The organism is Paracoccus limosus (genome assembly GCF_009711185.1).
Lineage (GTDB): Bacteria > Pseudomonadota > Alphaproteobacteria > Rhodobacterales > Rhodobacteraceae > Paracoccus > Paracoccus limosus.
This window is the reverse complement of the sequence record NZ_WMIF01000011.1, coordinates 108,135-120,657: the sequence shown is the minus strand read 5'-3', so window position 1 is coordinate 120,657 and position 12,523 is coordinate 108,135. Positions and strand designations below refer to the sequence as shown.

At 59.0% G+C, this 12,523-nt stretch carries 13 protein-coding genes; 5 read left to right on the top strand and 8 right to left on the bottom strand.

All coding sequences use genetic code 11. The features are described 5' to 3' along the window. Positions 1-136: 136 nt before the first annotated feature. The 6 genes from GL279_RS10005 to GL279_RS09980 form a co-directional block, all read right to left on the bottom strand. Positions 137-469, bottom strand: a complete 333-nt coding sequence (locus GL279_RS10005; RefSeq protein WP_155064485.1) for a hypothetical protein — start codon at positions 467-469, stop codon at positions 137-139. Positions 470-529: 60 nt separating this feature from the next. Beyond that, on the bottom strand, positions 530-751 hold the full coding sequence (locus GL279_RS10000; RefSeq protein WP_155064484.1) for a hypothetical protein: 222 nt from the start codon (positions 749-751) through the stop codon (positions 530-532). Further along, positions 748-975, bottom strand: coding sequence for a hypothetical protein (locus GL279_RS09995; RefSeq protein ID WP_155064483.1), 228 nt, complete (start codon positions 973-975; stop codon positions 748-750). The genes GL279_RS10000 and GL279_RS09995 overlap by 4 nt, the downstream gene beginning before the upstream one ends. 82 nt (positions 976-1,057) lie before the next feature. Beyond that, positions 1,058-1,339 carry a hypothetical protein gene (locus GL279_RS09990; RefSeq protein WP_155064482.1) on the bottom strand — a complete coding sequence of 94 codons (282 nt, stop codon included), beginning with the start codon at positions 1,337-1,339 and terminating at the stop codon, positions 1,058-1,060. 836 nt (positions 1,340-2,175) lie between these two features. Continuing rightward, positions 2,176-2,937, bottom strand: coding sequence for an N-6 DNA methylase (locus tag GL279_RS09985; protein ID WP_170293947.1), 762 nt, complete (start codon positions 2,935-2,937; stop codon positions 2,176-2,178). Between the two features lie 59 nt (positions 2,938-2,996). Continuing rightward, positions 2,997-4,784: a VapE domain-containing protein gene (locus GL279_RS09980; protein WP_155064480.1), complete on the bottom strand. Its 1,788-nt coding sequence runs from the start codon at positions 4,782-4,784 to the stop codon at positions 2,997-2,999. Between the two features lie 492 nt (positions 4,785-5,276). On the opposite strand from GL279_RS09980, the gene GL279_RS09975 reads away from it, so the two are divergent. From GL279_RS09975 to GL279_RS09960, 4 genes are all read left to right on the top strand, one after another. Beyond that, positions 5,277-5,972, top strand: coding sequence for a hypothetical protein (locus tag GL279_RS09975; RefSeq protein ID WP_155064479.1), 696 nt, complete (start codon positions 5,277-5,279; stop codon positions 5,970-5,972). Further along, complete coding sequence (locus tag GL279_RS09970; protein WP_155064478.1) at positions 5,972-6,898, top strand: hypothetical protein; 927 nt, start codon at positions 5,972-5,974, stop codon at positions 6,896-6,898. Before GL279_RS09975 ends, GL279_RS09970 begins: the two co-directional genes overlap by 1 nt. Positions 6,899-6,998: 100 nt before the next feature. Continuing rightward, complete coding sequence (locus tag GL279_RS09965) at positions 6,999-7,835, top strand: hypothetical protein (protein WP_155064477.1); 837 nt, start codon at positions 6,999-7,001, stop codon at positions 7,833-7,835. Between the two features lie 821 nt (positions 7,836-8,656). Next, entirely contained in the window at positions 8,657-9,121 is a 465-nt protein-coding gene (locus GL279_RS09960; protein WP_155064476.1) for an NUDIX domain-containing protein, read from the top strand. Positions 9,122-9,478: 357 nt separating this feature from the next. Here the strand turns inward: GL279_RS09960 and GL279_RS09955 are convergent, their stop codons facing one another. After that, positions 9,479-10,735, bottom strand: coding sequence for a PP2C family protein-serine/threonine phosphatase (locus GL279_RS09955; protein ID WP_155064475.1), 1,257 nt, complete (start codon positions 10,733-10,735; stop codon positions 9,479-9,481). Positions 10,736-10,855: 120 nt separating this feature from the next. Here GL279_RS09955 and GL279_RS09950 point away from each other — a divergent pair, with 120 nt between their 5' ends. Then, positions 10,856-11,203, top strand: coding sequence for an Hpt domain-containing protein (locus GL279_RS09950; RefSeq protein ID WP_155064474.1), 348 nt, complete (start codon positions 10,856-10,858; stop codon positions 11,201-11,203). A gap of 37 nt (positions 11,204-11,240) precedes the next feature. Here GL279_RS09950 and ilvA read toward each other — a convergent pair whose 3' ends face one another. Then, positions 11,241-12,482, bottom strand: a complete 1,242-nt coding sequence (gene ilvA / locus GL279_RS09945; RefSeq protein ID WP_155064473.1) for a threonine ammonia-lyase IlvA — start codon at positions 12,480-12,482, stop codon at positions 11,241-11,243. Positions 12,483-12,523 lie beyond the last annotated feature (41 nt).

Sequence of the window (12,523 nt, the reverse complement as noted above, 5' to 3'; positions counted from 1 at the left end):
GAGAAGCCGTCCAAATGGCCGCCCATTTTGCCGTCTCGTTCCAAGCCAACACCTCCGACGTTCATGCGCACGGAGATTGGCCCGTTCAGATCACCAGCGGCAGGAGGGGATCAGCGTCGCGCTTACGCCTATGCGATCAGGAAGATTCTTCGCCATCGGACCTGCTCTCGTCCAGGCTCTCGCACACCACGCCGTTTGCGATGACCTCGTCCGGGATGTGGCCATAATACAAGTATGCTTCGGGTGCGAAAAGCGGTCGCGTTTGCTTGGGAGCGTCTTCGTGGCGTTTCGTCATTTCAACCTCACCGAGGACCACGGGGCCGTCGTATTCCTTGGCGCGCCGGAAGTCGTCCCACGCGTCCCACGCGATCCGCTGTAAGCCGTAGTCGTCCGGGAACAGCCGCTGCAAGTGCTGCTCGAACTCGGAGGATACGGCATCCATAAAGCGATCGTAGTATGTGTCAGTCATAGTAGCGGACCAGCATGCAGGTGTCCGGGTCCAAGAACGGTCTTCCGGATTTCGACAGGCTCATGACCCTCTCCTGAAATCAGATTGCGACCGGATGGCATCAGTGATGATGGCGTCGAGTGCCTCTCTCGCTCTGGTTGCGGTCTTCAATACGCACGACGGATAGCGCCCATTGACCAAGTCGTCATTCAGCTCGACGATATGGTCCAACATGGGCCTCATACCGTCCGCAAGCCTGCCATATCTCAGAAGATCATCAACAATGCATTCGTCGTCTGTCATGGCCGACCTCCGAAAACCGGCTTACGCCCGAACTGTAGGTCCGCAAGCGACACCGGCACCACCACCATCTGCCTGATGGACTGCCGTTCCAGCCGCTCGGCGTTGCGCAGCAGGGTGCTGAACTCTCGCTGCGTCCGCGCCGTCCTGATCATGCGGTCATTATGGCGCATCGCGTCCGTCACGCGGATCGTCTCGCCGAGGATGTCGTCTGGGGTGTTCATCATGCTCGCCTCCATGGCGTTCGTTTTTCGTTGATGATGGATGGAGCCCGGAGCTACATCACTCCGGACGCCGGTCTTATAAAATTCACATGCCCAGATCGTCGTCTGGTTCAGTGTCAGATGTGATTATCCCCCCGAGGTGGTATCCGTAATCCTCCTCTTCGGGCTCATCGTCGATCAGATCCTTGTAAAGTGCGGCAAACGCATTATTCAGGACCTGCAAACACCGGAGAGCATCGTCCGCGAGATTTTTCATCTCCTGAATGCTTTCTGCGTCGCGAATAGCGTTCAGAACCTGCAACATGTCCTCTGTCCGTGTGTCTGCGAGGTATTTGGGGTCGTCGGTATTTTCGGTATCTTCTGTCATGATTGTTTCCTTTGTGTTTATTAATGAGGCTTTTTGGTTCGTGAGACGATCTCATCTAACGTCTTGGAGTAGTTTCGGACAGCCCGTCGATATGCCTCGACGTCTTCAGGAAAGTCCTCACCCGTCATCCTTAGCCAAAGGTTGTCCGAGTTCAGTCGGCTTTGAAGAACGATGTCGTCCGTGATCTTTTCGCAGGATCCGAAAAACTTAGAAAAATCCGTTTTGACCGGATCCTGACGTCTTTCGTCCCTTGACGCTTTTCTAAGGGCCTGCCGATTACGCATCGCGTCCGCGTGCTGCTGTGCGGTCTTGAAAGTCGTGATTTGAGACTCCTCATCAGAGCTGGCGTTCTCACTTTCAGTTTCACAACCAAAAACATCGTTGACCTACGACATGCTGTCGGCAATCTTTTCTAAAAGATCATGGGTAAGCGTTACCGTGATGTTTACATTCAGTGTTATCGTTTTTTCATCGGACATGATGACCTCCTTGCTTGTCAGTCTTGTTATCTGACGAAAACGACAGTGTATATAAAAATCAGTGGCATATTTTTCGTTGTTCACAATGAAATAATAAGGGCGATAAAAATAACATCGCCGATTTTTATGGCGGTTGAGATGATGCTTATAACGTGATTCGTTTAACCCCGAGTTTCGTTTTTTTTCACAGTCAGGGACCGCAATGTGAGGTCGCGGATAATGCCCACAAGACGGCAAAGACGGGGGATGAGGCCGCCATAGCCAGAACGACTATGACGGCCCAGACTGCCTTGCGGCAGGACCGCATGTGAGCCTCTTCTCCCCGGGTCGGGAACAGAACCCTGAGTGGGATCATGATTATCTCATGTTCGTTGCGGCATTCATGATGCCGTGTTTGTTAACGAACCTGACACCTGCGGGTGTGTATGCGTATTCCCTGACCTCTTGCGTAAGGGTGTTACCGCACACGGCACGTGCCGGCACACCCCTCAGGGACAGCTGGACGAACAGCATGTGATACGTGGACGGCACCAGCTCCACGCCCTCGACGAACACGTCCCTCAGGTCGACGCCGACGGCCTCGCAGTGGTCGGCCAAGGCCACCAGCAAGCCGCCGGAACCCGCTGCCGGGTCTGCCCCCCGGAAGTTTCCCTGATCTCGGACGATGGCGGAGATGTCCGGTGCTGTCATGCTGACGATCATCTTGGATACCTCGAAAGGCGTGAAGAACTGACCGACGCCGCCGTCCAGTGCCCCCAGCAATCCGCAGGCCTCTCCGAGAAAGTCCCGACCGCCATCCATGATGGCGACCTGAGCCACGCCCAGCATATCCTCCATGATCCGGATGTCTTCCTGTGTGTATTTCCCAGACGCCTGCTCCTGCTGGCTCATCAGCTCGGCCGCCCGCTCCGGCGTCTGTGCGGTGATTGCCGCGATCGCGCAGAACATGATCTCGCACCAGTCGTCGAATACTCGGAACGGCTTGCCTGGGATACTGCGGGCCAAGGCCACGAACTGCTTAACGTGATCGGTTTTGGGCTCCGCGTCAGTGCGTTTTAGCGGTATCCCCATCAGTGCTGACGCGGAATGAACGCCTTCGTGGATATGTTGGTATGTCATTATTACCTCTCCTGTTTTTTTGGTGTGGATTGCCCGGCCTGTTAGGCCGGGCAACGCGTTCATTTTCTGGTAGAGATGGAGATGACGTTTCCGGAATCGGTTGCCACGCTGAAAGACACCGAGTTTCCGGTCAGGCTGACACCCGTCGTGTCTTTCACTCCTGACTTTTTGTCAGTGGATAACTCAGCCTCAACAAGGTCCCACTCCGAAAACACATCGGCCGCATAGCTTTTGACGGGGATAATGTTGTCGCTGACCGTTTTGACCTCATCGGCCTCTCGTTCTTTGATCTGAGAAGACAGCCATTCCGGATCCACTTCGTATGACTGTTGAACACCGAATTTTCCGAATCTGGCAGACGTTCCTTTGCTGACGAAGTCCAGCAGGGAAACGGCACCGGTAAGCATCTTGGTCGCCTTGGCGTCGTAGTCCGGAGCTTCCCTAAGGTTCGACGCGTGATACTCGTTGAACGCCTCACGCAGGCAGAATTTTGACCTGAACGACACCCCTTTGACCTGTGTGCTGAACTTTCCGTCGTATGGTTCTGAAAGCCAGTCCTTCAGCCAGCCGGCAACGGACATCTCGGGGGTCTCAACGGCCGCGCGGGCTTGCAGATGCTGGGCCATCTCGGCGGCCTCGCCGGTCATGTGGTAAGCCAGATCCCCGTAGGGCTGGACCTTCCGCATCTGCCGATAAACAACAAGTGCCTCCGCATAGACCTGCATGATCTCCTGACGCATAAGATCGATGTTTACCGGCTGATCCAGCTTGTCATTCAGGTAAACAGGCCAGAAACGGCGGTTACCCGTCGGGTCCCTCAGGAAGGCCCCGTCGTTGCTGGTGCCCAGTATCAGCCACGAGCGCATCGTCGTTGTGGCGCTGATGGCGTATGCGCCGCGGGCCCGGTCCTTGCGGGCAGAGATGGTGCTCTTCACGACGTTGTGGTGCAGGCTCAGCAAGGCAGCCATTTCAGGCACCTCCATGAGAGCCGCACCCTCGGTCGCCTCGATCAGCTTTTTCGGGTCGCTGAACTCTGCCGGGGTCCGGAATTCGCCGTAATGCCCAAGAGACAGGACTTCGACTGAGGTCGACTTGAACGTTCCCTGACGCCTGCTGATCAGGACGGGGACGTGGTCGAACTTCGCGCCTGGGTTAAATCTGCGCTCGATGAACGCCAGGAGGAACTTGCTCAGGGCACGGTTATAAGGGTTATTGTCCAGATTGAACCATCTGACGAATGACGTTTCCATACGGGCTACGCCGTCCCATTCCGTTTCGTAAATTTTCTGAACCAGAGGGTCGAACGCATTCATGTAGGCAGCGTTCAAAATAGCCTGCCTCATTACCTCTGTCTTCGGACCAATCCCGTATCCCTTAAGCTCTTCGGATGAACCCAAAAACGCTGCGATTGCCGCTTCGTGACCTTTATTGAAATCAGCTCCGTCAGCGGGGACGTGTATATCCGGAACGTCGCGGATCCCGAATTTTATGGATTTCAGCATGACGACCTGACCGCTCATCAGGTTCAAGCCGATCGAACCGGCGATGCGTCTGTCCTTATTCAGGATCGTGGATACGTTGTGCACGCCTGATTTTATGCCGATCTTGTTGCCCCTGCTGTCAACCTGGGTGTCCAGCATGTGCACAAGGTAATCCCTGCCCATTGAGGGCTGGCGCCTAAGGGCAGTCATCCTGTCCGAGTATCTACGTTCGTCCTCCGTCATCTCGTCGTCTGCGGACTCCCAGACTCCCACCTCGGAGCAGGTCTCTTCGAGACCGTCCTCAAATATTTTGACGTCGTTCTCATCAAAACGCACGCTATTGTTGTCTTTCGCAATTTTTGCCATGATAAACCTCCCGTTTTATGGCTTTTCCCAAGTAGTCGCCGGTCCCCCCAGACCGGCCAGCACTACATGTCTCCAGAGATCGAATGGCGCAACATCTTTTTGATAAAAAACAAAAACCTTAGGTTTTTTAGATTCCTGAAAGTCTTTGACTCTAAAGACTATTGCCGGAAATCGTGTGCGAATTATTTTTTAAGTAATCGTGCGTTGTTGCAGATTGATCACAAAATATATGAGGTTTTTATGCGAATCACCTACGAATCACCCCGATTTTCACGCTCATGATCGGGGGTGTGATTCCTGTGGAAAAGCGGGATGGCACTGCGCCTGAACGCATTTTTTTCGATATGGAGAGTAAAAAATCCTTATGTGTAAGGATTTTATAACAACCATCAATATGCTGATAAATAACGATATTTGTTGATTCGTTCACCGCTGCGTGGTCTAAGCGTCCATCCAAAACGTCGGGGGGCGTGAACGACCAGGGAGGAACAGATGTCGGGTGGATCGAATAACAACGTGAGCGTTTCGGCGCGTGAGCAGGTCCTGTTGGCCGAGGGGCGCAGGGTCGGCAGGCTGGTCGTCAAGGGGCTGAACCGGAACGGGGAGGTGGTGTGCGACTGCGACTGTGGGGAAACGGTGGCCGTGACCCGCGGGGTCTGGATGTCCGGAAAACGATACCAGTGCGCCTCCTGCGACGAGTGGTCCAACGCCACGCCCGTCCAGCAGATCATCGGGTGCCGCGACACCTATGACACGCTGATGTCCCGAGCCCGCGGTGCTAAGGACCGCTGTGAGAACCATAAGAACCCGCAATACGATAACTACGGGGGCAGGGGCGTCAGGTTCCTGTTCGCGGACGAGGAGGCTTATGCACTGTGTCTGTTCATGCACGGATTTCGATACGGGGACGATCGGACGACGGACCGCATAGACGTGAATGGGTCATACGAGTTCAATAATGTGAGATTGGCGGACGCGTCCGAGCAGGTCAGGAACAGGCGTGTATCGGTGGTCGTGGATACCGGAGATGAGGTGGTCCCTCTGGCAACGCTGGCCGAGCAGAACGGTATCTCCCCGACTTCCCCGGAATACTCTCGTTTATCCGGATTCGTTAAGACATCTAAACAACGCGTTTTCGACGACATCATGAATAAGATCGACGAACTGAACGGTGCGGAGGCGGCGTGATGGATACCGAGGTCGTTTACAGGATCGGCAACACCCTGAATAAGCCCGAAACGAAAGCGGTTTTGTCCGAGGTCGGAATGCGGCACGGCAGATTAACGGTGTCAGGCAGAAACGCACTGGGAAACGTCGTCCTGAGGTGCGATTGCGGAGAGACGATACGGCTAAGTTCAAATCAGCTCATGTCAGGAAAACATTATCAGTGCGAATCCTGCGACAGATGGGACCGTAAATCGCCGGGACATAGATTGGTCGGAACGAGCGCATATCGAAGTCTTGTGAGCAGATATCACGGAGCAAAAGACAGGTGCTCCAAAGAGGATAACGTCGCTTACAAATCTTATGGCGGCCGAGGTATTCGCTGCGAGTTTGATGGCACAGAGGAATACGTGCGCTATCTTGCTCCGGCGGTTCTGACTTACGGGATCGGCGGGCAGGTGGATCGGATTGACAATGACGGCCATTATGAGGTCGGAAACCTTAGGATTATATCGGCAAAGGATAACGGGAGAAATCGGCGGACCACAATTCTGATTGACGGTGTGCCGTTGGGTGAGATTTGCGAATCTGCCGGTTTTAACCCGATGGACGACTTGAAGATGTATGCCAGAATATTTGAGAGGGTCAGGCATCGTATTGGGGTTGGCGATGAGATGTCCGCAAGTATCATTAAGGATATCGTGAGGCACGCGAGAGAAACGCCGGTCGTCAGCGGATCGAATGCCAGGGCAAAAAGACAGCCGGTTGTGGTTGATGGCAGGACTTTGAAAGATATTCTGGAAGATATCGGACTCGGTGGCAATAAGGCCATTTATAATGGCACGCGAGCGAGAATCACAAACTGCCGGAACAGAAAAAAACAGGAGCCGTGTGTCGAGATCGTCCAGTCGTGGGCTCTGGATTACGCGAAAGCGAGAGGTTTGGCGTAAAAACCGCCGTAAAGACTGACTGTGTGAGCGACCATGAGTGGTCTCGTGTTGACCTGTCACTCAAAAAACACGATAATACCTCAAAATCACGAGGAATCCCATGTTTTTCACGCAAGGTCTGGACGACGGTCTGGCAGAATTCCACGATCGCCTCGAGAAAGCGTATGCGACCTCATCTCTCACGCCGAACCGAGAGCACGGGCGATACGTGTGGATCTCGAACAAGCTGCCAGAGCACGGCGGAACCGCATCCCCGGAGTCCGTCCGGAAGTGGTTCGCGGGCATGACGAAGCCACGCGGGGCCACGATGGGGGCCTTAGCTGCCGTCTTGGGGGTTACCCAGGACTGGCTGGAACACGGCATTATGCCGGACGCCTCGCAGCTGGATGATGCGATCCCCGACCATCTCGCCCCAAAATCTGGCGAGAACGACTTCATAATCAACTTCGAGGACCCCGAGTTTGACCCGCTCACGGTCGGCGACAGGTCCCAGGAATCGCGGGAGAACGCCACGGCGGCGGGGCTGGTGTCCGCCCGCCTCATGTTTGCGGGTATCCAGCACCGCGCCTCTAAGTCCCGCATTCTGGTTGAGGACGGATCCAAAGCCCGGGAGATCGCGGTGGTCCTGATGCACAAGGTGGCGAACCGGGGCGGGGCGTGGGTGGCTCGGATGCCCGAGGCTCGCAGCGGGTTTGAGCCATACACGACGTCCTTCGACATGCTGATGTTCGTGATGCCGCGCGGTGGCCGTGAACCCGCATTGTTTATCGTCAAAGGAAAAGCCGCTCCGAGACTGGGAGTTCCTGAACAGGTCATTGATATTCGCGAAGCGGATAATAACGGCCGACCCCAGATTATATTGAAGGCGGACGGTAAAACGGACGTTCCGGTTAACCCGATTCGGGACTTGGGTCTTTTGGAGAAGTTGCTGGGGTGACTTAATCGCTATGGCGATTATTTAAAAATCTGCTCCAACTAATGGTCCGACCTGTCCTGTATCAGCTCCGGTATCCGGGGCTGTCTTTTTTGAAGACCTGATGGCCGTGGCCTCCAAACGGTTGGGTGGGGTGCCGTTGCGGGGCCTGACGGCGTGCTGTATGGTCGAGCTCATGACCGTTCCCCTCGACAATCCGGCACGAACGCGGCCACAGCGTCGAGAGGGCGTCCATAAGATTTGTTGGCATTTTTGTTGGCATCGGCGAAATCTTGGTGTATACAGGCCCAGCGTTTGTTGGGGTTTTGGCTCGAAGTTCGAGTCCTCTCCTGGGCACCAAAAAAGCCCTGCAACCTTAACTGGTTGCAGGGCTTTTTCATTTCCGGGACTTGGGTTTCGCGGGGCGCCGGCTTTGGGTCGGTCTTGGGGCGGACCACGGCGGGCGACGATGATCGCGCATCGCGGCGAGCTATCTGCGCGTGGCTGGGGCGGGCACTTTCCAACGGGCGCGCAGATTGCGGCGCGGGCCGTCCACATGTTTTGTCCGGGCCGTCCTGCTGTTTTGCGGGCGGGTGATTCGCCCGGTCGCTTGGGCCCTCTGTCTGTCGTGCAGAAACTCGATGCCCTCGGATTCGCCTTGGCGCGTGGTGCGGTCGCGTCCCGGCTGCGAGGATGTCGATTCGCCCCCCGTGCGCTTCGCCTGTCAGTCCGGTCCGCGCCGGATCCGCCGGTCCTTGGGACAGGTGGCTGGCGCGGGCAGGCGCTTGACAACCCCGCCCGGCTGGCCCGCTGTTGCGGCGACCAGATGCATCAAAGGACCACCCATGATCCCGCGTTTCGGGCCGCCTCCGGGCCACCATTCCTATCGCCTGCGCCCCGGCGCCTATGCGCTGCTGATCCGGGGGGATGCCGCCCTGCTGACCTTTCAACAGGCGCCCGTGCCCGAGTTCCAGCTGCCCGGCGGCGGCATCGACCCGGGGGAATCGCAATTGCCGGCGCTGTATCGCGAGGTGCGCGAGGAAACCGGCTGGAGCATCGGCCTGCCGCGCCGGTTGGGCAGCTATCGCCGGTTCTGCTTCATGCCCGACTATGATTTCTGGGCCGAGAAGCTGTGTCACATCTGGCTGGCGCGGCCCATCGCGCGGCTGGCCCCGCCCTCCGAGCCGGGCCATTCCGCGCATTGGGTGCCGCTGGCAGAATTGCCCGCCCGTCTGGCCGATCCCGGCGCGCGTGCCTTCGCCCGGGGGCTGCTGTCAGGCCGCCATTCGCTACGGACCATCGGCTCCTAGTCGCAGCTTCGCGCGGTTGAATGGCCACAAAGCCGATTGACCGGCGGCCGGGGCGAGGGACAGCTCGTGGCGTGGCGTGGCGTGGCGTGGCGTGGCGTGGCGTGGCGTGGCGTGGCGTGGCGTGGCGTGGCGTGGCGTGGCGTGGCGTGGCGTGGCGTGGCGTGGCGTGGCGTGGCGTGGCGTGGGTTTCGCCCAGCGAGACGCTGCGGCGACCGCACAACCCGGATCCTGCCTTGGCACACCCGGTTTCGCGCCGCAGGGCGGTCCGGCGAACTGCCCGGCCTTTGCCGCCAAGCGGCCCTCTCGACCAATGCGGCCTGCCGAAACCCCGACCGGCGGATGACTGGCCCGCATGCCTCACCCCCCGCCCAGATATTCGATCAGCACCGCCGAGATGTCGTCGCTGCGCTTGCCGCCGGCATAGTTCGCTGCCGACCAGCAGATCGATTCCAGCAGCGCGTCGCCGCGCAGCAGGGCATTGGTGCGCAGGATCGCCTGCAAGCCTTCCTCGCCCAAGGGCTCGCCGCGGGCATTCTCGCTTTCGATCAACCCGTCCGAGCTGATGAACAGCCGGTCGCCCGGATGCAGACGAAAGGCGATTTCCTCGTAATCCGCCTCGGCAAACACCCCGACCGGCAGCCCGCCGGTGCCGACGATCTCGATGCTGGAATCGGCGCGCTGGATCACCGGATGGGGGTGGCCGGCCTGAACCAGCCGCAGGGTGCCTGCGTCATGGTCCAGCTCGGCATAGACCATGGTGAAATAGGATTCGGTGCGCAGCTCCTCAAGCATCAGCGTATTGAGTTGGCGCAGCACCTCGGCCGGCGCGCGTGGCTCGGCCGGGCCCTGCTCAGTCTGGCGCAGAGCGATATTGTGCTCGGAGCCGCCCGACAGCATCGCCGCAAGCCGGGCGCTGAGCAGGGCGGCGGCGACGCCATGGCCCGACACGTCCAGCGCAAAGATACCGACGCGGCGGCTGCAGATCGGAAAGAACCCGACCAGATCGCCGCCGATATGCCCCGCCGGCCGCATCAGCAGCGACAGTTCGAACCCGCCAAAGCGGCCGTGGCGTTCACGCACCAGCCCCTGTTGCAGCCGCTGCGCCTCGCGCAGGTCGCGGTCCAGCGCCGCCTGGGTTTCGCGCAGCTGGGTCAAGGTTTCCTCAAGCTGCATATTGGCGTTGCGCAGCCTTTCCTCCATGCGCAGGATGCGCTCGCCCGCCGAAAGCCGCGCCAAAAGCTCGGCGCCCGAGACCGGCTTGGTCAGGAATTCATCCGCCCCCGCCCGCAGCCCCTCGGCCACGTCCTTTTTGTCGTCGCGCGAGGTCAGCAGGATAAAATAGCCATAGCGGTCGGTCTGCATCTCGCGAAAGCGGCGACAGAATTCCAGCCCGGTGCGCCCGGTCATCATCCAGTCCGAGATGACGATGTCGGGTCGGCTTTGCAGGCATATCTGCATGGCCTCTTCGCCATTTGCTGCCTCGATCACTTCATAGCCCGCACGTTGCAGCTGGACCGCCAGCGTCCGGCGCTGTGCCCTGCTGTCATCGACAAGCAGAACCGACCGCCAGACCGGCGGTTTCGAGCTGGGAGGAGGGGCCTGCGGAATCATCATGGCCGATGCATAGCGCGTCAGCGTTGAAGAACCCGTTAATGCCGAAAATTCTTCCAATCTGCACGCGAAGGCGGAAATGCATGATATGAATGGTGCATTGATTCTCCCTTGGGTTGCCGAATGTTGGACTGGAACCGCATCCATGAATTGCGCAGCGAAGTCGGCGACGACGAATTCAAGCTGATCCTGGAGCTGTTCCTGGATGAGGTTGAAACGGTGCTGATGCGGCTGAAGCGGCGCCCCGTCGCGCGGCTGGCTGCGGATCTGCACTTTCTCAAGGGCTGCGCGTGGAATCTGGGCTTTCGCAGCTTCGGCATGCTCTGTGACGAGGGCGAAAAGCTGGTGGCCGGCCGGCGCAGCGCGACCTTTGATCTGGAGGCCGTGATCGAAAGCTATTCGCTGTCAAAGCACCAGCTGATCCGCACGCTGGCGCAGGAGCAGGCGCAGCCGAAGGCGCTGCGGGCCTGACATCCCGAGCGGCAGCCTATCGGGACGGCCCGCGCTGCTAGATCAGGAATTCGGCCAGCACCGGGTCGCGGGTGATGTCGCGATAGCTGATCCCGGCCCCCTCCAGCCGCTCGCGCAGCCGGTCCAGATTTTCGGGCGCCGTGGTCTCGATCCCGATCAGGATCGAGCCAAAGTTGCGCGCCGATTTCTTGAGATATTCGAAGCGCGCGATATCGTCATCCGGTCCCAGCAATTGCAGGAAATCGCGCAAGGCGCCCGGTCGCTGCGGCATGCGCAGGATGAAATAACGCTTCAGCCCCGAATAGCGTTGCGCGCGTTCCTTGACCTCGGGCAGGCGCTCGAAATCGAAATTGCCGCCCGAGCACAGGCAGACCACGCGTTTGCCGGCAAGATCGGGAATGTCGCGCAACACGTCGACCGCCAGCGCGCCGGCGGGTTCAAGCACGATGCCCTCGATATTGAGCATTTCCAGCATGGTGGCGCTGATCCGGTCCTCGGGCGCCGGATAGACCTGATCGGGCGAAAAGCGCGAAAGCAGCCGATAGGGCAGGGCGCCGATCCTGGCCACCGCCGCGCCATCGACGAAATTGTCCACCGCCGGCAGCGTCACCGGCCCGCCCTGTGTCAGCGCCTCGCGCAGGCTGGCGCCACCCTCGGGCTCGGCAAAGGCTGCGGCGCACCCCGGCGCCAGCTCGGCAAACAGTGCCGTCACCCCCGAGGACAGCCCGCCCCCGCCCACCGGCAGCACGATCAGGTCGGGCGCGCCACCCAGCTGTTCAAGGATCTCCAGCCCGGTCGTGGCCTGCCCCTCGATCACATCGGCATCGTCAAAGGGCGACAGGAACGCCGCGCCTTCGACCCGGGCGAATTCCTGTGAGGCAGCCAGCGTCTGGTCGAAATAATCGCCGGTCAGCACGATGTTGACCGCGTCGCCGCCGAACATGCGCGTCTTGTCGATCTTTTGCCTGGGCGTCGTCACCGGCATGAAGATGGTGCCGCGCGCGCTGAAATGCCGGCAGGCAAAGGCCACACCCTGGGCATGGTTGCCGGCGCTGGCACAGACGAAATGCGCCGCGCCCCCCCGCGCCACCACCTTGCGCATGGCGTTGAAGGCGCCGCGCAGCTTGTAGCTGCGCACGGGCGTCAGGTCTTCGCGTTTCAGCCAGATCTCGGCGCCGTATTTCGCCGAAAGGTGGTCGTTCTTCTGAAGCGGGGTCGGCTCGAAGAGGTCGCGCAGCGCGACCTCTGCCTGGCGGACAGAGGCGGCAAAGTTTTCCATAGGCTTGGGAATGGCGCGAAATCAGCGGATAAGCAAGGGTT